Below are 24,725 nucleotides of genomic sequence, written 5' to 3'. Positions count from 1 at the left end.
GAGCGCAGCAAAAAAGCGGAGCGGCCGAAACCGCATCCGCTTCGTTGGTTGAGATGAGGTCAACCCATTCGACCTTCAAAACTAGAGGTCAAGTGAGGTGACTTCGCTGCTCGCTTTTGTCCCAGCGGCCCCCCAAATACCGTAAGGACTCTCGTCACCCAGTCCGCGATCGCCAGGTCCGATGGGCAACGCATTTTGATTGCCTGTATCGACGGAGTCCGTGATGAACTTAACGGCACCATCGGACATAAGCACATGACAACCGCCTTGGTGGCGACTCGACGCAGCCCACATTCCGGCATTATCCCACCACCGCATCACGTTGTAACTGTTAGGCGGACGGATCGTGTGGAATCGACTGGATTGCGGACGACCGCTACACCACAATCGGCCACGGCTTCGATCATTCTCATTGACGTCAAACTCACCATGGACTGATGTGTAAAACTGAGGGCGGTTCGGATCGATGCTTGGCGTTGCGGATGTATCGTTTGCCCACGAAGCAGGTGAACGCGAATAGACATCATCGCCCGCTCGAATCGCCGTTCCGGTGATTTCACGACGATCACTGTCGACCACAATCTCGCCGCACATGATCGTGTTGGCGGTCCCGTCAAGGATGTCTCGAAATCGAGTGAAGTGACGTGCCGTGAATGCACCACGAGCAAATCGCATCGTGTTGGCTTCGCCCCAAGTTCCGTCGGTTTCCGAGGTTCCAGCTTCATGAACCCCCATCTCCGTCCCTTCCCAAAAGTGATCACCTTCGCAGCCCGCGTAATTCGTGAATCCCACGTGATTCGGCCTCACTTCCGTCGGATCGCTTGGACAGCGGAAAGCCGGAACTTGTGTCAACCATGGACGGTAATCCGTCCACCATGGAACCGGCCCCATCGGCGAAAAGGCAGGAGTTCGGCTTGATCCATCACGATGTTCCGCCAATGGGTTGCTGATCTGCTCCCACAAAGCTTGTTGTTCGATGAACGGAAGCGTGCCGACCAAAAAGCTAAGCTGCATTTTGTTCGTTCGATCATTGTCGCCGTTACCGCGTGAGTTAGTACCGGCGTATTGCATCGGCAGTCGGTTGTAAGCGGAATGGTAGTTATGAAGTCCTAATCCCAACTGCTTCATGTTGTTACTGCAACTCATCCGCCGGGCAGCTTCCCGTGCGGCTTGGACGGCGGGCAAAAGCAGCCCGACCAAAACACCAATGATTGCAATCACCACCAATAACTCGACCAAGGTAAAACCTGGTCGCCTTCGATCGTGTTGCAACGGCTGATTCTCTTTCATCAAATTTCTCCAAAGATATAGAAACGGTATCTAGATAAGGGCCGACGAATCAACATCGCGAAATTCCCTCCAAAAAACTTCACTCCACCAACAAGACATCGTCTTGATGTAGATGACGCCAACGACGTCGGATCCAACTCAAGATCGTCTAGGCGCCGGGGCGTCGTTTGGCAGTCTCGGAACTTTGCTGTTCCGCTGACTTCTCTTGCAAACGTGCTTCCGCCGCCTCATCAAACGTCGTCACACTCACCTCGTTTTCACCCACCCCGCCGCCGCACCCAGACATCAACGGAAGCGAACAAAGACTGAATACGAAAAGCAGAGTGAACATTTTCATGAGGTGGTACATGCGGGTTTACGAGGATAGAACTGAAGCAATGATTCGTTTGCGTGACAAACACCGAAGCGGACCTTAAAGTCACATCATCAGTGGTTGATGGGTATGATCTTCGCCATTCACACCTTTGGCGACAATGAGAATCATCGCAATCGTCCTGAGATATTTGGCACGCCCTTACCATCGCTGTTTGTCGGATTCAAAAGAATCAACATGCGGAACGTTCCCCCTTGATGACGCGTCCGTATTCTGCCAGCTTTGTAAGGTGCTGCACCTTCTTTCCAGCATGCCCGGCCGGGAGCAAACTTTGCCATTTCCGCGACGATTCAGACGTTTTCTGCCCATCGCTTCAGTGTGTTGGCGGCGTGCTCTTTTTCAAATGACCGTCGCAACCGTTACGATGATCGGCGTCCCGGGATGTCAGCGGTCAGTCCCCGAGGACAGTGGCGTTTCGGCGTCGACGAAAGCTCAAAACACGGAGCGACTCGAGGGCGAAACTTCGATTTTTGGAACATCGAGCAACGCATCAAATTCCCAGCGTGAGTTGCAAAAGCGACATCAACTGATTGAGCGATCGATTGCGACTCGCGACTGGAAAACAGCGAAAGATGCCTTGCATCAATTGCTTGTCCTAGATCCTCAAAACGAGATCGCTCAGGAACAGCTTGGCGATGTTGAGGTGGCTCTGGGGCATCGCGAGATTGCAATCGGTCTGTATCGAGATGCTTCTCATCACGGCTCGAGACCTTCAATCGAATTGCTAGACAAACTTGCCCAACAACTTATGCTGGCCGGGCAACCTTTCGAAACACTTTCGGTGCAAGAACGCGCTATTGCACTTTATCCGTCCGCTATCAACATCCGGTTTGATCTGATTGGGTTAGCGTCGATGCTGGGTGTTCAAGACGTCGCGATGACGCACCTCAAGTGGCTCGCTCAGCACAACCAAGGCCATACCGAAAGTTTAGTGGTGCTCGCTCAACCCTGGCAAGTTGAACCCGACGTCGACCTTTGCAAACGACTGCTCGAGGTTTGCCCGCAAGACAATCGAGCGGAATACGGGCTTGCCAAAGCAGACTCATTTCAAGGCAAATGGAAGTCGGTTGCGGATCGACTGGCCCCCGTGGTAAATCGATATCCTAGCTTCACGTCGGCCTACGTTTTATATGGACGTGCCTTGGTCGAACTTGGCGAAGTCCACGCGATCAAACGATGGCAAAGCAATGCTCCACGAGATGCCAAGGAATCTCCGGACTACTGGTTGGCCGCCGGCATCTGGGCGAGCCAGCAAGACGAAACCGAGATGGCGACTCGAGCGTTTTGTGAAGCGGCCCAGCGTCAGGAAGGAAACCATGCCGGAACACTGACTCGACTGATTCGTTCGCTCACTAAGTTGGGGCGTGTGAAGGAAGCCGAGACTGTCGCCAAGCGGAATGCGATTTTGACGACAATGTACGACGCCACCAAGACTCTTTACGAACGGGAGAGTTCATCTCAGAGCACCGCCATGAAAGTTGCGAAGTTGATGGAGCAACTAGGAAGGGTCTGGGAAGCGGAAGCTTGGGCACGTATGTCACTGACACTGAAGGAAGATCCCTATCCCAATGTCAAGCGAGAGTACTTAGCGATTCGCGGTCGCCTATCAGCCGACTCGCCGTGGCTACTACCCAGCCACCTCATTACCGACCAAATCGACTGGCACGATTTACCAAAACTCAACTGGATGCTCGCGTCAGCGGAAACCAAACAACGGCAGCACGTTCCGCAATCAGCCAGTTTTGCTTTCTCCGATCAAGCCAACGCCCGTGGACTTCGCCACACTACCGCAATCGCAGCCGAAGCAACCGTGGAGGGGCACTGGATCTATCAAAGCACAGGCGGTGGGGCGGGCGTCTTGGATTATGACCTCGATGGATGGCCCGATTTGGTACTGGCTGTCTTAGACGGGTCCCCAAAACAATCGAACTCCACGCCGGATGCGTTGTTCCGAAATCAAGCCGGAGTGTTCAGTGAAGTGCCCCCGAACGTGGCGATCAACAACACCGGATTTACGCAAGGACTCAGTGTCGGCGACTACAACGATGACGGCTTCCCAGACGTCCTGGCATGCAACATCGGCCAAAATCGGCTCTTTCGCAACAATGGCGATGGCACCTTTGACGATGTCAGCGGCGAAGTTGGCTTAAGCGATGCGGCGTGGACGTCTTCGGCTGTGATTGCGGATATCAACGGTGACGGATACGCGGACATCGTGGAGATTAATTACTGTGGCGGCGAACGCGCGTTTGAAAAAGCTTGCCGCAGCCGGACGACGGGATTGCTTCAGAGCTGCACGCCGGTGGACTTCGAAGCAGATGTGGATCGAGTTTGGGCGGGTACTGGAGATGGTCGATTCACCGATGTCACCGAAAGGTGGATGACGCAAACGAGCCCGGGCCGAGGGCTTGGACTGGTTGTCGGTGAACTGGACGGGCAACCTGGTCTGGATTTCTATGTGGCCAACGACATGACCGCCAACCACCTTTGGTGCTCGGCGACGCCGAATGCAGTTTCGACGAACGATGAAGGCTTGGTGGCGTACGCTAGTAGATGGAGCGACAAAAACTTTCAGTTGAATGAACTAGCGACCACTCGCGGCGTGGCGGTCAATGGACGCTCCCAGTCTCAGGCTTCCATGGGCATTGCAATAGGTGATGCTGACAGCGATGGTGACTTGGATTTATTCGTGACTCACTTTTCAGACGATCACAACACCTATTACGAACAAACCGATGCCGGACTATGGGACGATCGCTCCCATCGTGTGGGGCTCGCTGAGCCATCGATCAAGCTACTCGGGTTTGGCACCCAATGCGCCGATTTCGACAACAATGGAACCCTCGAGCTGATCGTCACCAATGGACACGTGAGCGATGTGTCTCGAAAGGATGTTGCCTATCGGATGCCCATGCAAATGTTCGATCGCCATCCAAACGGAACGTGGAAAGAACTTGATCGGAGCCGACTGGGAGACTACTTCCAACGTGATCACCTCGGTCGCGCCTTGGCGGTCCTCGATGTCAATCGCGATGGCTTAACCGATGCCGTGGTCACCCACTTGTACGATCCGGTTGCATTGCTTGTCAACGAAACCAGCCCTTCAACGAACTCAATAGGCCTGATTTTGAAATCCAAACGCGGACAGCGCGATGCGATCGGGACCACCGTGACGGCGAGTATTGGCGAGCGCAGCTATTACGCTCAGTTAACCGCAGGGGACGGCTACATGTGCACGAATGAAAAACGTATCTCGGTCGGGATGGCAGACGTTTCTCAGCTTTCGGATCTAGAAATTCGCTGGCCGTCAGGCGTAATTCAAACCGTCGGAATGCTGGCCGCGGGAAGCGACTACCTGATCGTCGAAGGTGCGGCACCATTCGCCTTGCCACGTCCCGCCGCTGAATCGAGTCGGTAGGTCCCTGGACGCGTTGCAATCCAACTCTTGGGAGGGCTAGGCTCCCGCCGAGCCACCACCGACTAACAACGTTGGTACTGGCTGCGGTTCCGCGGGAGCGTCACCCTCCCGGACTGATTTTGTTGACGCATCAAACGGGAGGGCGAGGCTCCTGCCGAGCTATCACCGGCTAACAACGTTAGTACTGGCTGCGGTTCCGCGGGAGCGTCACACTCCCGGACTGATTCTGTTAACTCACCAAACGGGAGGGCGAGGCTCCTGCCGAGCTACCACCGACTAACAACGTTGGTACTGGCTGCAGTTCCGCGGGAGCGTCACCCTCCCGGACTGATGTTGTTGACACACCAAACGGGAGGGCGAGGCTCCCGCCGAGCTATCACCGGCTAACAACGTTGGTACTGGCTGCGGTTCCGCGGGAGCGTCACCCTCCCGGACTGATTCTGTTGACGCACCAAACGGGAGGGCGAGGCTCCTGCCGAGCTATCACCGACTAACAACGTTGGTACTGATTGCGGTTCCGCGGGAGCGTCACCCTCCCGGACTGATTTTTGTTGACGCACCAAACGGGAGGGCGAGGCTCCTGCCGAGCTACCACCGACTAACAGCGTTGGTACTGGCTGCAGTTCCGCGGGAGCGTCACCCTCCCGGATTGATTTGGTTGACACACCAAACGGGAGGACGAGGCTCCCGCCGAGCTATCACCGGCTAACAACGTTGGTACTGACTGCGGTTCCGCGGGAGCGTCACCCTCCCGGACTGATGTTGTTGACGCACCAAACGGGAGGGCAAGGCTCCTGCCGAGCTACCACTGACTAACAACTTTGGTACTGGCTGCGGTTCCGCGGGAGCGTCACCCTCCCGGAGTGGTTTGGAACCGCAGGGGAAGCAAAGGAACGGGAGGGCGAGGCTCCCGCCGAGCCACTACGCTGAGTGCTCTCGCCGGTATTGTCCTGGGGGAACCCCCATTGCTCTGCGAAACGCCACGCTCATGTACTCGACGTGCTGAAACCCACTTCGATCCGCGATCTGCGCTAACGTCAAATCGGAGCCGGTCAATAACTGGCGAATTCGATCAATTCGCCGGCGCAGGATTTCTTGGTGCATCGTGCGACCCACCACTTTTTCAAAAAGCGGCTCAAGCGTTCGACGCGACACCGGCACGACATCAAGAACATGCTGGACCTTGATCCCTTCGCAACAATGATCACGAATGAAACGCATCGCTTCGGCCACATCGGGATCATCGATCGCCATTACATCGGTCGATTGCCGGGTCGCAACTCCGACAGGCGCCACCAAGCTGCAAGGATCATCCAGGGTTTCCCCTTTCATCAACCTATCGAGGAAGCTAGCCGCTTGAAACCCGATTTGTTTGGCTGCATGGATCACGCTCGACAGTGGTGGCGTACATAGATCACACAGCACTTCATCGTTGTCGACCCCCAACACGGCAAGTTGCTCAGGAACTTTAACACCAATTTCCCGACAAACGTCCAACACATGCGGTGCCTTGGCGTCGAAACAGATCAGCATTCCAACCGGTTTGGGGAGCTTCTTGATCCACTTAGCGAGTGCTGCCTTTTCCCGGTCCAGAGCAAAACCGCCGGCCTTGATCGGCGCGTTTTTAAATACGTCACATTCAAATCCCGCTTCGTTGACGTGCCGAACGAATCCATCCTTCCGCAGCGACGACCAGCGGTATTGCGGTTCGCCACAATACGCGAAGTTGGTGAACCCGCGTTCCTGCAAATGTTCGAAAGCCAACTTGCCTACTTCGATTTCGTCAATCTCTACCAGCGGTAGCTCAGGCAGAAAACGAGCGGCGCTGACATCGACGACCGGCATGTCCAACTTGTCTATCGCTTTGGCGAACGTCTCGCTCTCAATTCTGGCGATCACCCCATCGCCTTTCCAACGAGACAACCATTTCGGCGGCCCGGCGCCGCGTTCCTGCTCAGGAAGGTTAATCGCCCACAATTCATTGGCGTGCATGTAGGATGCGATTCCCTGCAGCAGTTGCCGTGAGTACGAATTGGACGTCTCGATCAATAGGGCAACGTTCTTTTGCTTCTTCATGATGCTTTATCTTTGGCACAAACTCGATCGAATCATTTTCACGAGATGAAACTCACGCTGCGTAATATATCTCAATATTTGTTGCGTCGTTTCGCATTTTAAACGCATTTAGCGTCGTTATACTTACCTTTCTGGAGATCGGTTGTGACAACAGAACTCCAGCCCTTGGATCTGACAAGACTACATGAGCCAACAAAAGCACCGCTTAACGCCCCACTCATCCATCCTAATCGGATGCCTTTTTGCATGGACTTGCTCGGCCAGCAACAGCCTTTCGGACGACCGTGATTTTCACGGTCCTCAGCAAACGAACAACACAGCAGAACACGTCGGGCTCAAGCCGTTTGAGTACATCGACGTAGGGAGCGAACTTCCGTCGGATAACTCAACAGCATCCGAGAATTCGCGAAGCCTGCCAGCGAGTTGGATGCAAAAGCCGCTTGATCCGCTCGAATCACTCAAGCATATCGTCGTCCCAAGCGGCTTCCATGTTGAGTTGTTTGCTGCGGAGCCAAATCTGGGCGGTAAACCCATTTGCATGACGTGGGACGCGAAGGGGCGTTTGTGGGTCGCGGAAACAGTCGATTACCCTAATGATTTAGTTCCCAGCGGTGAAGGTCGTGATCGAATTCGAATCTGTGAGGATACCGATCAAGACGGCATGGCAGACCAATTCACGGTCTTCGCCGAGGGACTCAGCATCCCGTCAAGTATCGCATTCACTAACGGCGGCGTGATTGTTCAAAACGGCGTCGAGACAATCTTCCTGCAAGACATCGACGGCGACGATATCTCGGACCAGCGAAGGGTGTTGTTTTCCGGTTGGACGCTCGAAGACACTCATGGTGGCGTTAGCAACTTTCAGTACGGTTTGGATAACTGGATCTGGGCGATGCAGGGCTACAACTCATCCGAGCCGATTGTCCAGGGCGAGGCTCAACAAGCCTTCCGCATGGGTTTCTTTCGCTTTCGCCCAGATGGCTCCGAAATGGAGTTCATCCGTTCGACAAACAACAACACTTGGGGCTTTGGACAAAGCGAAGAAGGATTGGTGTTCGGATCAACCGCCAACGGGAACCCCAGTATCTTCATGCCGATCCCCAATCGTTACTACGAACGAGTGCATGGCTGGGCACCATCGTTGACGCTTTCGTCCATTGCAGACACCAACGAGTTTCATCCAATCACCGGCAATGTTCGGCAAGGCGATTGGCATGGTGGTTATACCGCCGCCGCGGGTCATTCACTCTACACGGCTCGCGAGTACCCACGGGCATACTGGAATCGAATCGCTTTCGTTAACGGCCCAACCGGTCATTTGGTAGGCGCGTTTGAGTTGCAGAACCAAGGCAGCGATTTTGTATCGTCCAACTCGTTTAACTTAATGGCAAGCGATGATGAGTGGACGGCGCCGATCATGGCGGAAGTGGGCCCGGACGGTCAAGTTTGGGTGATCGACTGGTACAACTACATCATGCAACACAACCCGACTCCCGAAGGATTCGAAACGGGCAAAGGTCAAGCCTATATCACCAAACTTCGCGACAAGACACGTGGACGTATTTATCGGGTTGTGGCGGATGACTCACGCAAACTAGAAGTTCCAGACCTCACCAAGCTAAGCCCAAAGGGATTGGTCGCGGAACTACGCAATCCAACGATGCTGGTTCGCAAACACGCCCAACGTTTGCTGGTCGAACGTGATTCCACCGACGTCGTAAGCGATCTGGTTGAACTGATCGATGATCGCTCGACGGACGAAATTGGGCTGAACGTCGGTGCCATTCACGCACTATGGACCTTGCATGGCCTCGGCATGTTCGACAACCAGTCGGTCAGCGGCCAACGGGCTCGTCAAAGCTTGAAAGCCGTCTACGGCGCCTTGCTACATCCATCTGCTGGAGTGCGACGCAACGCGGTACAGGTTCTACCGATTTCCAACGGCTCGGTAAAAGCCCTCTTGGCCAGTGACGTGTCTCACGATTCCAATCCACATGTCCGATTAGCTGCAATCCTGGCCTTTGCCGATATGCCGGCAAGTGATTCGGCTGCCTCCACATTGGCAAAACTGATACGCGACCCCGTCGAGATGACGGACCGATGGATCCCGGATGCGGTTACCAGCGCGGCTGCCAAGCAAAGCGGACCGTTCTTGCGAGCTCTATCGAATACAAGCGGGTTAACCGAGCCCGCACTTCAGATCGTTCGCCGGATCGCCGAGCACCACGCTCGCGGCGACGATGCCCAGGATTCTGCACGACGGTTGTCCAATCTACGAAACACTGATTCGGTCGTCCTTGACGCGGTCATCGAAGGTTTGTCAGCAGGCTGGGATAGCGAATGCCAGGTTCAAATCGATTCCCAAACCGAATCCGGACTGATTCCTATCTATGACCGCGTTTCACCCAACACTCGGGCCATGCTTGTCAAGTTGGTCAATCGTTGGGGAAGTGGCACTTTTGCCAAACACGGACGAAGAATCGTCGAAGACCTTCTCGACCAGGTTCGCGATAACACGGCGATGGACGCCGACCGGATTGAGGCCGCGTCACAGGCGATCTCCTTTCTACAAAACGATCGAGATGTTGTTGTTCGACTGCTTGATGAAGTCTCACCCAGGACCGTTCCATCGGTCGCTCTTGGGATTGTGCAAGCGCTCGCTGCCAGTCGCTGGGATGGGCTGGGTGAGGAAATCGTTAGCCGTTTGCCCGCAATGACGCCCACCCTCAAGCGAGCGGCGCTGGCCCAACTGTTACAGCGACCGGACGCGACACTCGCGTTCCTGCAAAACGTGGCGAATGGAAAGGCAGCTCTCGAAGACTTAGCGATCGATCAGAAGCAGCTTTTGGTCTCGCATCCAGACCCAAGAGTCAACCAACTCGCAACGAAGCTGCTGTCCGGAGGCAACTCGCTACCCAGCACTGATCGCAAGAAGATCTTTGATCGATATCGATTCACCACCGAACGCACCGGAGATTCGTTACAAGGAAAGCAAGTCTATAAGACGCATTGTTCGAAATGTCATGTTCATGGCGACATTGGGAGCCGAGTCGGCCCCGACCTCACCGGTATGGCAGTCCATCCCAAAGCCCTGTTGCTCGGTCACATTCTGGACCCCAGCCGTAGTGTCGAAGGCAACTTTCGGTCCTACACAGTGTTGACGGCCAATGGAGTGGTTCTGACCGGAATGCTTGGATCCGAATCCAAGACCGCCATCGAGCTCATCGACACACAAGGCAAAACGAAGAACGTCCTGCGTGAAGACATCGAACAGATTGTGATGTCTCGCATGTCCATCATGCCCGAAGGTTTTGAGAACTCGATCAACTTCGATGACATGATCAACTTGCTTGAATTTCTTGCGACCCGTCGGACTTTCATCCCAGTCCCGCTGGACCGTTACGCAACGGCAATTAGCACACGCGCACTATTCGACGACGACGGCGACGATCAAATGATTTTCGACGATTGGTCGCCCAAACGGTTCAAAGGAATCCCGTTTCATCTAACCGATCCTCAGGGCGTTTCGAAACCGAACCTAATCCTTTTATACGGACCTTCGGGAAAGCTGCCTCCGCGGATGCCTCGATCCGTTCAGATGCCGTGCAACACGCCTGCTAAAGCCATTCACATGCTAAGCGGCGTCAGTGGTTGGGGCTTTCCGTGTGACATGAATCAGACCGTGACGATGGTGGTCCGCCTGCACTACCGCGACGGAAAAACGGAAGATCACGAACTGATCAACGGGCTGCATTTCGCTGACTACATCCGACGGATCGATGTCCCAGACAGCGAGTTTGCATTCCAGCCCGGTGAACGACAGTTGCGTTACCTCAAGATTGTCCCCCTGCGTCCTGAGACGATCGACTCTTTCGAATTGATCAAAGGCATCAACAATTCCGCACCGCTGGTGATGGCAATCACGGTGGAACCGATTCAATAAGCCAAACGCCGCGACTTTCAACCGACTTCACCCCGCACCGCACTGAACTGCCCCGCACTACCAGGCCGACCACTTTCGCTACATCACTCCACTTATCGCTTCTATCGCCTCCTGCCTATTGCCCTCCCCGCCTGCCTGCCCACCACTGATGTCCCCGCCGGATAGCTATTTTCCCGGCTCCGCCCACCGTCCCCGATCTGTTTCAGTGACCATCCCCCACTAACGAAATTCACATGAAAGCGTTTCCCCTGCTCTGCCTAATCTTCTTACTCGCTTCCCAAAGCGTTTGTATCGCCCAGGTTGAAGACTTCGACACCATCAAGCTTTACACCTTGAAGAACGATTCAGGCATGACCGTGAAGATCACCAATTACGGAGCGATCATCACCTCAATCGTCGTACCAGATCGCGAGGGACAATTTGCGGATGTGGCGTTGGGATACGATCGAGTCGAGGACTACATCAACGCAGTCGACAAGCCCTACTTCGGTGCAATTGTTGGAAGGTACGGAAACCGAATCGCGAATGGCGAATTCACGCTCGGTGGCAAAACATATTCGCTGGCTGTGAACAACGGCGAAAACCATCTACATGGTGGCATCATTGGTTTCGACAAGGTGGTATGGAACGTGGAGGCCTTCGACGCTCGCTCGATCAAGCTAGCCTATTTGGCCAAGGACATGGAAGAAGGCTACCCCGGGAACCTCCAAGTGCACGTGACGTACTCGTTGTCGACCAACAACCAACTCACCATCGACTACCACGCTACGACGGACAAAGCGACGCCAGTCAACCTGACCCAGCACACGTATTTCAATCTAAAGGGAGAAGGCGAGGGGACCATTCTTGACCATGAGTTAACACTTCATGCCGATCGCTACACTCCCGTCGATGCTGGACTTATCCCAACTGGACAAACGCCTACTGTCAAAAACACTCCGTTTGATTTCACATCGTCCAAACCCATTGGACAAGACATCGAAACGGACAACGAACAACTTCGTTTCGGCGGTGGATACGACCACAACTGGATACTCAACAAGCCCAATAGGAAATCGCTAACGCTAGCGGCCGAGGTTTATGATCCCAACTCAGGTCGGGTGCTCAAAGTACAAACCACCGAACCCGGAATTCAATTCTACTGCGGCAATTTTCTAGACGGACGGTTGAGCGGAAAGTCAGGCAAGCCCTATCTGTATCGAGGCGGATTTTGTCTTGAGACTCAACATTATCCGGACAGCCCCAATCAACCCGATTTCCCGTCGACCATTCTTGAACCCGGCGATGAATACGCGACTCAAACCGTGCTTTCATTCTCAACACGGTAACTAACCGCCGTCGCACTCTCTTTGGTTCATTGTCACCAACGCTAAGTCGTCCGACTTAGCCGTTCAGCTAGCTCCGCGCCCCGACCGGATGTCGGAAATGATGCAACTCGCACCTTCAGAACGATTCATGCAACTCCGTCCCGCTATTCAAAATCGAAAACCATTCAGAAAAGACGCAATGCGCCACCTAACCGTCGTCGCAACCTTGGTCTGGTGCGTTGTCTTCGCGTTTCAGGACTCAATCGCGAATGAACCGGTTAACCGATGCGTTAGCTATCCGGAAGTGATGAACTTATCGATGGGAATGTCTTGGCCGCAGGGGCAAGCGTTGCCAATCTTTGCGAAGCCAGCGTCCAGATTGGATTCGATCGAAGTCCAGGTACTAACACCGGATGAGCAACTGACCTTTTCAGCACTGCAAGGACACGTCAACAAAACGCAACCTCGGATTTGTCTGCTCGATGCTCACGTGAACGAAGGTCGTGATACCTGGGCGAACACTCCAACCGTGGCATTGGACACGAGTTGCCGTTACACCGAGGCGAATAAGTACGACCTGGTCGCTAAGTATGCAACCGAGATCGATGGGGTCGTGCTTTACGATCCGAGCCAGTCCGCGCATTACCGGAATTTGGCGGGAACCGTGGCAGGGCTGAAACATGCAGTTCCAGTCACCGCCGAGGTTCACCAACGATTGCTGGACAACGGCATCACGCTGCGTGTGATCGAAGACCTTAACGGATTGTCCCTGTCATCCCCAATCGAAATCTATGAACACCTCTACCAAACCTATTGGCCGGATTGCACGAAACGTTTGATCGTCAGTGCCCGTCCCGATCGTCGTGGAGGAGACCATCACCACACCCGTGACATCGCCGCCGCTTGCGGTGCAGCGGTGGTCTGGCTGGACAGCCGAATTCCCGAACAAGACGCATTGATGCGGAAGTTCTTTGGTGACATGACCGCTGGCGATGCCATCGCGTTGGGATGGTACTCCAGCGAACGGTCCGGGATCACAACGGCGAGTGAATTTGGAATCGGCACGCTTCCCGCTGACCACTACGTCAGTCCTACCGTGATGTCTGGCGGAGACCATCGCATTCAGATTCCGGCGGTGCCCAAGAAGCCGAACTTAAAGAACAAAGCGTACGTTGCGATCTTCATCAGCGACGGAGACAACATCCAATACGTGCAACATGCCATGCGGAATGTGTGGGACGAAGCATCGTCGGTGCGTGGCCAGGTTGCGCTGAACTGGACGATCGCCCCCGGGCTGGTTGATATCGGACCCGGGATCATGAACTACTACTATTCCACCGCGACGCCCGCCGATTGTTTTGTGTCCGGTCCATCTGGCATGGGTTATGCGATGCCGCGCAATACAATGGACGAGCCCGGCGCCAAAGTCGGCGTGCATTTGGCTGATAACCAAAGGATGGACGGCTATGCCCGCATGACTGAAACGTACCTGCAACGTGCCGGGCTTCGCGTCGTGACAATTTGGGATGACGCTGATCCGATGCAGCGTGACTCGTACGAAAAGAATTGCCGAAGCCTATACGGCGCGACGGTCCAGAATTTTCGCGATGTCCCATCGGTTCAATCGAGCGTTCAAAACGATCGCCTTCCGTTTGAAAAGCTGGTGATCCCGTACTGTGCATCTTGGGATCACCTCCATTCGACACTTAACCACCAGCTAGCGCGCTGGAATCGAGAGTCGCCACTGTTCCTATCGTTTCAGGTCAATATTTGGCGAGAACTACGGCCTGACCGAATCCTTCAATTGCAACGCGAAATCGCCAGTCAGTATGGCGACCAAGTGGAATTCGTTCGAGCGGACCACTATTTCAACTTGTTCAATGAGGCGAACGGCTTTGCATCCAATCGCTGCATGTCGAGTCAAACAAGGGTTACCGCGAGCAGTTCGCCGGACGAGCTTGAACACCTGACCGACGGAACCCCGACCACGCTTTGGACTTCATCCAAAGATGACGCCCCGTGGATGCAATTTGACCTGGGCGGTGCATTCGAGATCACGCGTTATCGCATCAGCCATGCGGACGCCGCCGGAATGTCCCCGAAATGGAACACGCCGAACTTCACGGTCTCCACAAGCTTGGATGCGGCTGCCTGGACCGTTGCAAGCGAGTGGAAAAACAACACTGCGAATATCACGGACGTGGACCTAGATCTGACATCTCCCAATTCACGCCCCGCCCGATACGTCAAGTTCTCGTTCAACAACGTGGGCACCGACCAGACCGTACGCGTTGCCGATGTCGAAATTTTCGGCAAAGCAATTCCGGTCACCGAACTGAAAACGGAATTGCCTTAATGAATCTCGACAACTCAGCCCCCAATCCAACTACCCACCCTATCACCCCCGCCTCTTCCCCATTACGAGACCACACAATGAGCATCCATCCGCTACTCGCGTTGATCATTGCGATCACGTGTTCGATTTGCTGCGACCTGGACTGTTATGGCGAAGCCAACTCAGTCGCCAACACATGGCAGTACACCGTCGACCAGCCCGCCAAAGGTTGGCAGAAACCCGGGTTCGATGATTCCGACTGGAAAAAAGGCCCCGGAGGATTCGGCACTCGCAACACTCCTGGGGCTCGTGTCGGAACTGTTTGGGACACCAACGACATTTGGATGCGAAAGAGCTTTTCACTCGACGTCATTCCGGAGTCCCCAGCGTTCCTGATGCACCACGACGAAGACGTGAAAGTGTATCTCAATGGAATCAACGTGGTCACGCTTGATGGCTGGGCCAAAGACTACGAACTGGTGCCGATTGACGAGTCATTTCGTCACGCGATCAAGACTGGCGAAAACGTAATGGCGGTCCATTGTCGCCAAAAGGTCGGCGGTCAATTTATTGACGTGCATTTCGCGGATGGGCAACACCTGCCGCAACTGCCCGCTCAAGCGCCATTCAAAAGCAACCTCATAACTACCTGGGGTAAAGAGCTCACCGCCGACACCGCGTGGACCGAATACCCACGTCCTCAGATGGTTCGTGACCAATGGCGCAATCTAAACGGAAACTGGAATTACGCGATCACGCCGATCGCTCAAACCTCGACACCGGATCACTGGGCCGGCGAAATCTTGGTCCCTTTCTGTCTTGAATCACAACTGGGCGGTGTTCAGCGACTGCTCGATCCTCAGGAAGCCTTGTGGTACCACCGTGAATTCGAATGGGAGCCCACGATCAACGAGCGAACAATCCTGAACTTCGAAGCGGTCGACTACCGCTGCGATGTCCTGGTGAACGGAATCTCCGTGGGTCGACATCAAGGCGGCAATACACCATTCAGCTTTGACATCACCAACGCAGCTCTTGCTGGCACCAACGAACTGATTGTACGCGTCGAGGACGCCACGGAAGGTTGGCAGCTTCGTGGTAAGCAAGTTCTCAACGCCGAAGGCATTTGGTACACGCGTGTATCAGGAATTTGGCAAACCGTTTGGATGGAACAGGTTCCGAGCAGTCACCTCGTTGATCTAACAATCTCATCGGATGCAGCGTTCGGCACGATTTCGATCGTCCCCGAAATTCAGGAGCCATCCGAAGGACTCACCGTTCGCGTTGTGGTCAAAGACGGCGATACACAGGTCGCCGACGCGTCCGGCCCAACCTCTGGCGTTACCGTCACCGTCCCAGACGCCAAACTTTGGTCACCCAGTTCGCCGCACTTGTACCAGTTGGAAGTTTCGATACTCGACCCATCGGGCAACGTTTTGGACCGAGTCGATTCCTACGCCGGGATTCGAACGATCGGCAAGAAACGCGACGAAGATGGGCATCTGCGGATGACGCTGAACGATGAAATCATCTTTCACTGGGGCCCGTTGGACCAAGGCTGGTGGCCCGACGGGTTGCTAACGCCACCTTCAGACGAAGGCATGCTGTTTGATATCGAGTGGCTCAAGGCGGCTGGCTTCAACATGATCCGAAAGCACATCAAGGTCGAGCCGCGTCGATACTACTACCACTGTGATCGCCTCGGCATGATGGTGTGGCAGGACCAAGTCAGCGCCGGGCACAGTCCACCTTGGACTCGGATGCAACCCAACCCCGAAGACGCCCAATGGCCCTACGAGCATCATCAGCAATTCATGCTCGAATTCGAACGAATGGTGGACGAACTGGAAAACCATCCATCGATCGTGGTCTGGGGGCCCTTTAACGAAGCTTGGGGCCAGCACAAAACGATGGAAACGGGAAAGTGGGCTGTCGAGCGTGATCCTTCTCGTTTGATCAACATCGCTAGCGGAGGCAATTTCTGGCCCGTCGGCGACATCGCTGACCAGCACCGATACCCCGATCCAGGCTTCCCATTCGACAACGACCGGTTCAAGAACTTCATCCAAGTCGTTGGCGAATTTGGTGGTCACGGGTACCCCGTTGAAGGACACCTCTGGGATCCCGAACGAGGCAATTGGGGCTACGGCGGTCTGCCTAAAACCAAAGAGGAGTATCGCAATCGATACATCCATTCTCTCGAAGTCCTCAATGAACTTCGTCAAAAGGGAATCGCCGCTGGCGTCTACACCCAGACGACGGATGTGGAAGGCGAGATCAATGGTTTGATGACCTACGACCGGAAGGTCATCAAGATCCCCGCCAAAGAACTGAAGGCGATGCATCAACAGCTGTACGCCAAGTAGTCAAGTCGTACAGCGTGATGCGATCGGACAACTGGAATGGGCGAGCGACCTGCCTGCCCGTTCCAGCCCGCCGCCCAGTTTCAGCCTGATCAATTTCCCTCAACACATGTCCCCCTCTTGAACAAGTCGCACATCAACCGGCCACGTCCGCCCGAAGCACGGCGGCTCACCTCACTTCAAACACCTTTCCGCTTTTCGGCATCCCCTCTGGTGAAACATGAACTACCTAAGACCTCTGCTGATGTGCTTTGTCGCAATCGCAAGCACTCACTCATCAATCGTCGCTGACCAACCTCGTTTTCGTCCTCCGGCAGTCCCGCTGATTGCATGCGACCCGTATTTCAGTGTGTGGTCACAAGCGGACAATTTGTGGGATACCTCCACAACGCACTGGACTGGCACCCAACAAAGAATGTCCGCACTGCTGCGCGTCGACGGGCAAGCTTACCGACTGATGGGGCGTTCCCCCCAGACGCTTGCGGCGATGAAGCAAACGTCGGTCCGAGTCCTGCCCACGAGGTCGATCTACACCTTCACCGGTGCCGGCGTCGACGTGAAGCTCACCTTCACGACGCCAGCGTTGCCTTCGGACATCGCAATCCTCAGCCGCCCCACAACTTACGTCAATTGCGAAGTCTTATCCGCGGACCAGCAAACACACCAAGTTGAATTCTACTTCGACGCAGGCGGCGAACTTGCGACCAACGTACTCGACCAGGAAGTAACCGGCGTGACGGAATCCTTCGCCAACGCAACCGCACTTCGAATGGGAACCGACACGCAACATGTCCTGGGGCGTTCAGGTGACGACCTGCGGATCGACTGGGGTTATCTGTACGTGGCCGCCGCAACGGAATTCGCCCCGACGTCCGGGTTTGGTAACGCCGCAACGCTTCGCAATTCGTTCGGGCAACACGGACTGAACGCTCTTTCAAGACAAACAGCCAACTTCCCCGTCCAGGCCGGCCGTGTTGTTGCGGCCGTCGCGATGTCGTTGGGCGTCGTCGGATCCGATCCGGTGTCCCGATACGCCTTGGTCGCTTACGACGATTTGTACTCGATCGAGTTTATGAAAGAGCGACTGCGTCCTTTCTGGCGGAAAGATGGATGGCAAGCATCCGATCTGATCACCGCCGCGATCGCGGAACATGACCAGATAGAGGCCCAATGCGAGGCGTTTGACACCGAGTTGATGACTGATCTGGAAAATGCGGGTGGACGCGAGTACGCCGATATCGCTGCGTTGGCCTACCGCCAGTGCTTTGCCGCGGGCAAGTTTGTCGCCGACGCCCACGGCCAGCCGCTTCAGTTTTGCAAAGAGAATCACTCCAACGGTTGCATCGCGACGTCGGATGTTTTCTACCCGATGCTGCCCCAGTTCTTTCTGTTTGGGCCCACGTTGACGAAGTCGGTCTTAGTCCCGTTCATGGACTACGCCGCTTCCCCGCGATGGAAGTTCCCTTTCGCACCTCACGACCTGGGAACCTACCCCAAGGCCAACGGCCAGCGATACGGTGGCGGTGAAACCAGCGAAGAAGGCCAAATGCAGGTCGAGGAGTCCGGCAACATCCTGATCCTGTTCGCAGCCCTATCCAAGATGGAAGGCAATGCCGATTTCGCCACACTGTACTGGGAACAGCTCAGCCAATGGGCGGACTATCTACAAAACGAAGGTTACGACCTGGGCAATCAACTCTGCACGGATGACTTTTCCGGGCACATGGAACACAACGTCAACTTGAGCGCGAAGTCCATCTGCGGACTCGGTGCCTACGCGTTGATGTGCGAGATGCTGGGCAAAGACGCAGAGGCCGACAAGTATCGGGCTATTGCAAAATCATACGCGAAACAGTGGGTAACCGCCGCTGATGACGGCGACCATTATCGGCTCGCCTTCGACCGATCCGGAACATGGAGCCAGAAATACAATCTGGTTTGGGACCGCCTCTTGGGACTGAACCTGTTTCCTGCCGAAGTCGCTCAAACCGAAATGGCTTACTACCGAAAGATCCAAAACCAATATGGCATTCCGCTAGACAATCGGTCCGACTACACAAAGTTGGACTGGATCATGTGGACCGCCACGCTGACCGAAAACCGCGAGGATTTCGATGCGTTGACCAAGCCTGTTCATGACTTCCTGAACGCCACGCCGCAACGTACCCCGATGACCGATTGGTACTACACGTCGACCGCTCAAAAAGTCGGCTTCGATGCACGCCCCGTCGTGGGCGGTGTCTTCTTAAAGATGATGTACGACACATCGGTATGGAATAAATACGCCAGCCGTGATCAAACGAAGGCATCCGACTGGGCGCCGATGCCAATTCCTCCCAAGACGATCACCTTGGTACCCAACAGCGTCGATGCCGAAACCGACTATCACTACACCATCAACCACCCCGATGGTGAGTGGTACGCCAACGATTACCAACCCGTTGACTGGAAACAAGGTCCCGGTGGTTTTGGCACCGAAGCGATTGCGAAAACACGGTGGACCAGCAATGACATTTGGATTCGACGTTCGATCCAAATTGACGGAGCGGTCCCGTCACGCGTGGCGCTGAATATCTGGCACGATGAAGACGCCCAGGTCTACATCAACGGCCAATTCGTAACGGCCTTTGCCGGTCACACGACAGGGTACGAAGTCTACGAAATCCCCGCGAATAAACTACGCGAAGGCGAGAACTTGGTCGCTATCCACTGCCACCAGTCTGTGGGCGGTCAGTACATCGATTTTGGATTCGATGTCGTCGTGCCGAGCGAAGCGACCGCAGCCAAGTAAACCGTTTTCCGCTTCCCCCATGTACGTCCGACCCCGATCCCAATAACACCCTTAGGAATATCAACCATGAAAACGAGAACCACGCGACGAAACTTCATCGGTCAAAGTGCTGCCGTCACGGCTAGTGTTGGCTATTGGTCCAGCACGTTAACGGTCACCGGTGCTGACCAATCCGCGTTACAAGGATTAACCGCTGCCTGCATCGGCGTCGGCGGCAAAGGTGGCAGCGACACCAGCCACATTGGCGATCAGGGGGTGTCAATTGTCGGGCTGTGCGACGTCGACGGCAGCACGCTGAAAAAGAAGGGCCGCGAGTATCCCGATGCGGCACAGTTCGACGACTTCCGCGAGATGCTTGACCAGCTCGGCGACAAGGTCGACATCGTCACCTGCAGCACCCCGGATCACACCCACGCGGCCGCCGCCGTGCGGGCCATGCGAATGGGCAAGCACGTCTACTGCCAAAAGCCGTTGTCGTGGTCGATCCAGGAAGCCCGGTTGATGCGAGAAACGGCCGAGGAAACTGGCGTGGTAACCCAGATGGGAAACCAGGGAACCGCGGCTGACGGGCTACGCGAGGCCGTTGAGGTTGTGCAAAGCGGTGCGATCGGTGACGTCACCGAAGTGCACATCTGGACCAACCGTCCGGTCTGGCCTCAGGGCAAGGGGCGTCCCGCTGGCGAAGACACGGTGCCCGAGGGGATGAACTGGGAAGGCTGGATTGGCCCGGCCCCCATGCGTCCCTTCAAGAACGGTGCCTACCACGCATTCAATTGGCGTGGCTGGGTCGACTTCGGCACCGGGGCGTTGGGCGACATGGCCTGTCACACAACGAACATGCCCGTGATGGCATTGCAGCTTTGGGATCCAATCGCCATTACGGCAATTAAGAACCCGGGCATCATTGAAAACGAAACCTATCCCGCTAGCTCGTCATTGATGTTCGAATTCCCCGCCCGTAACGGACTCTGCGCGTGCAGGTTCTATTGGTACGATGGCGGCGAACTGCCATCGGACGAGATCGTCCAACAGCTTCCGGCTTCTTTCCAAAAGCGGATCGCCGCACAACGCAGCGGCGGCCGTAAAACCAGTGGTGCTCTACTGGTTGGCAGCAAAGGCACGCTCTTTTCACCCGACGACTATGGTGCTCGCTACCACCTTCTTCCCAAAGAAGATTTCAAGGACTATCAGGCCCCTAAACAAACCATCGCTCGTATTCCCTTCAAAGCAAGCGATGACGAACGACAAAAGTGGGAGTTCGTGCAAACGATCAAGGGCGAGTACGAACCAGGCACCACGTCCAACTTCGGGTACGCGGGTCGGCTAACCGAAACGATTCTCGTTGGCAACCTCTCTCTGCGTGCCAAGGAAGGCCAGCGGATTCAGTGGGACGCGACCAACTTAACCAGCCCCAATGTTCCGGAGGTGAACCGGTTCGTCCAGCGTGAATACCGTGCTGGCTGGGAAATCCCAAACGAGATCAAGCCGAACGTCTAGCGCTTCATCTAGATTCAAGTTGGGGGTAGTGGGCGAAGCGACGAGCCCGTCTGGTCGGTGAGTGGATAGGATTCGTCGCCTCATCCACTACGATCAACCCCAAAATGAAATGTAGATGAAGCACTAGTGCTTCATCCAGATTCAAGTTGGGGGTAGTGGGCGAGGCGACGAGCCCGTCTGGTTGGTGAGTGGATGGGATTCGTCGCCTCATCCACTACGATCAACCCCAAAATGAAATGTAGATGAAGCACTAGTGCTTCATCCAGATCCAAGTTAGGGGTAGTGGGCGAGGCGACGAGCCCGTCTGGTCGGTGAGTGGATAGGATTCGTCGCCTTATCCACTACGATCAACCCCAAAATGAAATGTAGATGAAGCACTAGCCTGGCAAAAGAGCGTGAAATGCGGCAGTTGCTTTGGTGACTGCCGCACCACGCTCGTCTTCGTTGCCAATGACCTCGTCACACCCAATACCTATCCTATCTGTCGGTCGTTGTTGGCCCAACTAGCCGGCATCAGCCGTCTAGGCACAGCTTCTAATCCGCTTGCGGTCCTGGCAATTCGTCCAGGTCCAAGCGATACAGGACTTGGTTGTACTCATAACGAGGTGTAGCAACCTGCGTTTTGGAAAACGCGGACGTGTAGGTTCCTTCAAACAAAAGGATCGGTGAGTCCTTCGGCGTCCATTCAGGATGCAACTGGGGATTGTAGAAGGTGTAATGATCGTGGGTGACCACTTGAATCCCGTTCCCCCAAGGTCCCAACGGGGAATCTGATTCGGCGTACCAGATTTCTCCAAACGCAGACGATTTGCCTAGCTGCTGGGTAAAAATCGTCACCCACTTCTTACGGTAGTCATTCCAAGCGATTGCCCCACGATGCGGCAGGATCTCCTTCACGCCTTGATGCTTTCTCGCTTTGGCCGCCTTGCCATCCTTTTCATCATCAATTGAATCAAACGATCCTTCTGCGAGGCTGACCGTGGTGGGTGCGTCAATCCTCTCCCATGACTCGGGATTGGACCAAGCCTCAAACGTCGCGTGACAACGAATCGTTGGGAACGGATCGCCGAACAGCACCCATCGCTGACCCGCATCATCACTCCAAAACACTGCGTGACCATGTGGTGTTTCTGGTGGCGTTCGAGAACCATCGGAAGCTTTCCAAACCGTTCTTAGATGATCGAATTGTTTGGTGCTATCATTCCAAACACAGAGCCCCTTCTCGTATTCCGACAGGGGCGGTTTGATCTTCGAATACGTTGCACCCAATCGCTGCTTACCAAACTCGTCGGGAAGACAAACGTATCCGAACAACCAAGTTGGACCGTCACCCGGCATTTTCGCCACATCGGTGGGTGTGCCCTGATCGTCGGTGAAATAATCGTATCGCAACTGCACCGGTGGTCGGAACGAAACAAGCGGTTGCACCGTCGTTGTTGCACCGAGCATATGAAATTGGCCTATTGGGTACCTCGCCAGCGTGGAGTCGCCCCAGCCCCAAAATAGCTTGCCCTGATGAACAGTATTTTGGACGCTGTCACAGCCGAGGATCCCTTGATCGGTCCAGTTCTTAAACTCGCCCAATTTTTGGCTTTCGCCGAATAGACCACCGCCCGTCAATCGCCCTAATCGCTTCGCTGGCAAGGCACGGTGAACCTCCACCGTCAAATTCTCACCCGGCTTCGGAACCAACCGCACACCGGAATAGCCGAAACCATCCCGTGGCACAGCATAGCCATGACCACGCACATGGAACCACGTTTCGGTCCCCATCAACTCAGGCAAATCGAACGCGATCGCGCCAGCGTTGTCGGACACGAATCGCACATGGTGAGTGGTTTCCATCTCCACCAGAGGAACCGGCCATCCGTTGGCCGCATCAACAACCTGAATTCGACACGGCTCCACTGCAATCGCCAAGCTACCCGATCGCAAAGTCAAACCGATCCCAAGCAGGACAAGCGATTTCGCTGCCTTCCGCCCCAACCCTTCAACTGACATTCGAAGTCCCTCATCAAAGGAAGCACCGCAACAACGAACACCCGCTGCAACCCATCGCAGTGGCTAACAACATGAACCGCAACAACGGTACGCGACTAATTGACTCGAGTGCAGGCCAAGTTATTCGTTTGAGACGATTCCCGAACCGCTAAAGGCACTCAACTCGAACGCCATTGTTTTGGGACGATTTCATCAGCGCGTCCATGACCCGTTGTGTCTTTAAAGAAATCTCTGGCCAATGTGGTTCCAAGTCACCGGAGTTCACGATGGAGGCGAACTTTCGATACAAGTTCGCTTCAGGGGAATCGTCTGTGCTGTCGGAACGTTCCTCTACTGAAAACTCTTTTCGATTTTCGAGAATCTTGAACACGCAACCGTTATTTTCATTCACCGGCCGCAGCGACGAGTACGTGCTTTGGTCACCCTCGAAAGGAAGTACAAAATCGTCGAGGGCGAGCTGCCCGTAACTCCCGCTGATATTGGCCCACTGCTGAAGTTGCGTCACGAAGCTGTTGTAGAAGGTTGCCGAAACGCCATCGGCAAAGAACAGTTCCGCACTGATCTCCATCGGTACAGCTTGAGGACTATCGTCCCGCTGGTGCCCTGCCAACATGGTGGCGGACACACTGATCGGCATTTCGTAGTTCATCGCCCACAGAGCAAATCGAATGTTGTACCAACCCAAATCACCCAGTGCACCGAAAGGTTCTAGTTCACTGTTCAGCCGGATGTTGTCGCTTTCAAAAGCATCACCGCCATTGAAGCTGAACTGACTCGCGATTCGTCGAATTTTGCCTACGCTGTCACCGTCGTCTAGCAGCGACCGCATTTGCCGATAGCGTTCGGTGTGCATGTACATCACACCATCCATGAACTGGACACCGTTGGAATGACAGGCATCAATCATCTCTTGCAAGTCGCCAGCGTGAATGGCACACGGTTTCTCACACATAACGTGCTTACCCGCTTCGGCCGCACGGATCACCCAGTGTTTTCGCAAACCGGTCGGCAGCGGAATGTACACGGCATCCACGTCAGGCGATTCCAGCAACCCATCGTATCCCTCGAATGCCGTGGGGGCGACGTCAAAGGGGTGAGACGCTTGGCACTCGGTAATGAAAGCCTCGCTTGCAGCAAGCCTTCGACTTCCCACCGCCGTGACAATTCCGTTACCAGAATTCTTAATCGCCAGCCAATTTTTGCGAGCGATGTTAGCGGCACTGATAAATCCCCAGCGACAAGTTTGGGACATGAAGGTTTTTCGTAATGAGAGGAACGTGGGAAGACCGGTCAGCAACAAACCATGTCGAAACACGACTTCGAAATCAAGG

12 protein-coding genes are annotated in these 24,725 nt (G+C 54.9%); 7 read left to right on the top strand and 5 right to left on the bottom strand.

Annotation, left to right across the window (positions count from 1 at the left end; translation table 11 throughout):
* Nucleotides 1-81 precede the first annotated feature (81 nt).
* The gene (locus ACR3ZL_RS13775; RefSeq protein ID WP_473652555.1) at nucleotides 82-1,290 is read right to left on the bottom strand and encodes a DUF1559 family PulG-like putative transporter; all 1,209 of its coding nucleotides are present in this window, start codon (nucleotides 1,288-1,290) and stop codon (nucleotides 82-84) included.
* Nucleotides 1,291-1,438: 148 nt separating this feature from the next.
* A complete protein-coding gene (locus tag ACR3ZL_RS13770; RefSeq protein WP_473652556.1) occupies nucleotides 1,439-1,627 on the bottom strand; it encodes a hypothetical protein in 189 nt (62 codons plus the stop codon).
* 379 nt (nucleotides 1,628-2,006) lie between these two features.
* Here ACR3ZL_RS13770 and ACR3ZL_RS13765 point away from each other — a divergent pair, with 379 nt between their 5' ends.
* Nucleotides 2,007-5,081, top strand: a complete 3,075-nt coding sequence (locus tag ACR3ZL_RS13765) for an FG-GAP-like repeat-containing protein (RefSeq protein ID WP_486173560.1) — start codon at nucleotides 2,007-2,009, stop codon at nucleotides 5,079-5,081.
* 921 nt (nucleotides 5,082-6,002) lie between these two features.
* Here the strand turns inward: ACR3ZL_RS13765 and ACR3ZL_RS13760 are convergent.
* A complete protein-coding gene (locus tag ACR3ZL_RS13760) occupies nucleotides 6,003-7,157 on the bottom strand; it encodes a XylR family transcriptional regulator (protein ID WP_473652559.1) in 1,155 nt (384 codons plus the stop codon).
* A 184-nt stretch (nucleotides 7,158-7,341) separates the two neighbouring features.
* On the opposite strand from ACR3ZL_RS13760, the gene ACR3ZL_RS13755 reads away from it, so the two are divergent.
* The 6 genes from ACR3ZL_RS13755 to ACR3ZL_RS13730 all read left to right on the top strand — a co-directional run bounded on the left by ACR3ZL_RS13755 (nucleotide 7,342) and on the right by ACR3ZL_RS13730 (nucleotide 21,393).
* Entirely contained in the window at nucleotides 7,342-11,100 is a 3,759-nt protein-coding gene (locus tag ACR3ZL_RS13755) for a PVC-type heme-binding CxxCH protein (RefSeq protein ID WP_473652560.1), read from the top strand.
* A 233-nt stretch (nucleotides 11,101-11,333) separates the two neighbouring features.
* Nucleotides 11,334-12,428, top strand: coding sequence for an aldose epimerase family protein (locus ACR3ZL_RS13750; protein ID WP_473652561.1), 1,095 nt, complete (start codon nucleotides 11,334-11,336; stop codon nucleotides 12,426-12,428).
* Nucleotides 12,429-12,606: 178 nt separating this feature from the next.
* Nucleotides 12,607-14,763, top strand: coding sequence for a galactose-binding domain-containing protein (locus ACR3ZL_RS13745; RefSeq protein WP_486173559.1), 2,157 nt, complete (start codon nucleotides 12,607-12,609; stop codon nucleotides 14,761-14,763).
* 77 nt (nucleotides 14,764-14,840) lie between these two features.
* Entirely contained in the window at nucleotides 14,841-17,108 is a 2,268-nt protein-coding gene (locus ACR3ZL_RS13740; RefSeq protein ID WP_473652563.1) for a glycoside hydrolase family 2 protein, read from the top strand.
* A gap of 217 nt (nucleotides 17,109-17,325) precedes the next feature.
* Complete coding sequence (locus tag ACR3ZL_RS13735) at nucleotides 17,326-19,896, top strand: glutaminase family protein (protein ID WP_473652564.1); 2,571 nt, start codon at nucleotides 17,326-17,328, stop codon at nucleotides 19,894-19,896.
* Between the two features lie 66 nt (nucleotides 19,897-19,962).
* On the top strand, nucleotides 19,963-21,393 hold the full coding sequence (locus ACR3ZL_RS13730) for a Gfo/Idh/MocA family protein (RefSeq protein WP_473652565.1): 1,431 nt from the start codon (nucleotides 19,963-19,965) through the stop codon (nucleotides 21,391-21,393).
* 534 nt (nucleotides 21,394-21,927) lie between these two features.
* Here ACR3ZL_RS13730 and ACR3ZL_RS13725 read toward each other — a convergent pair.
* Both ACR3ZL_RS13725 and ACR3ZL_RS13720 read right to left on the bottom strand, forming a co-directional pair.
* Nucleotides 21,928-23,394, bottom strand: coding sequence for a glycoside hydrolase family 183 protein (locus ACR3ZL_RS13725; RefSeq protein ID WP_473652566.1), 1,467 nt, complete (start codon nucleotides 23,392-23,394; stop codon nucleotides 21,928-21,930).
* A 148-nt stretch (nucleotides 23,395-23,542) separates the two neighbouring features.
* Entirely contained in the window at nucleotides 23,543-24,646 is a 1,104-nt protein-coding gene (locus tag ACR3ZL_RS13720) for a Gfo/Idh/MocA family protein (RefSeq protein WP_473652567.1), read from the bottom strand.
* Nucleotides 24,647-24,725 lie beyond the last annotated feature (79 nt).

It is taken from the genome of Rhodopirellula sp. J20-39, assembly GCF_057365095.1.
The sequence above is the reverse complement of the archived record's forward strand: the minus strand, read 5'-3'. Positions and strand labels throughout refer to the sequence as shown.

Excerpts from the sequence above, each read along its gene's own strand:
- ACR3ZL_RS13720 (WP_473652567.1), bottom strand. The coding sequence starts at position 24,646 with ATGTCCCAAACTTGTCGCTGGGGATTTATCAGTGCCGCTAACATCGCT.
- ACR3ZL_RS13735 (WP_473652564.1), top strand. The coding sequence starts at position 17,326 with ATGAACTACCTAAGACCTCTGCTGATGTGCTTTGTCGCAATCGCAAGC.
- ACR3ZL_RS13750 (WP_473652561.1), top strand. The coding sequence starts at position 11,334 with ATGAAAGCGTTTCCCCTGCTCTGCCTAATCTTCTTACTCGCTTCCCAA.
- ACR3ZL_RS13770 (WP_473652556.1), bottom strand. The coding sequence starts at position 1,627 with ATGAAAATGTTCACTCTGCTTTTCGTATTCAGTCTTTGTTCGCTTCCG.
- ACR3ZL_RS13740 (WP_473652563.1), top strand. The coding sequence starts at position 14,841 with ATGAGCATCCATCCGCTACTCGCGTTGATCATTGCGATCACGTGTTCG.
- ACR3ZL_RS13755 (WP_473652560.1), top strand. The coding sequence starts at position 7,342 with ATGAGCCAACAAAAGCACCGCTTAACGCCCCACTCATCCATCCTAATC.
- ACR3ZL_RS13745 (WP_486173559.1), top strand. The coding sequence starts at position 12,607 with ATGCGCCACCTAACCGTCGTCGCAACCTTGGTCTGGTGCGTTGTCTTC.
- ACR3ZL_RS13725 (WP_473652566.1), bottom strand. The coding sequence starts at position 23,394 with ATGTCAGTTGAAGGGTTGGGGCGGAAGGCAGCGAAATCGCTTGTCCTG.
- ACR3ZL_RS13760 (WP_473652559.1), bottom strand. The coding sequence starts at position 7,157 with ATGAAGAAGCAAAAGAACGTTGCCCTATTGATCGAGACGTCCAATTCG.
- ACR3ZL_RS13765 (WP_486173560.1), top strand. The coding sequence starts at position 2,007 with ATGACCGTCGCAACCGTTACGATGATCGGCGTCCCGGGATGTCAGCGG.
- ACR3ZL_RS13730 (WP_473652565.1), top strand. The coding sequence starts at position 19,963 with ATGAAAACGAGAACCACGCGACGAAACTTCATCGGTCAAAGTGCTGCC.
- ACR3ZL_RS13775 (WP_473652555.1), bottom strand. The coding sequence starts at position 1,290 with ATGAAAGAGAATCAGCCGTTGCAACACGATCGAAGGCGACCAGGTTTT.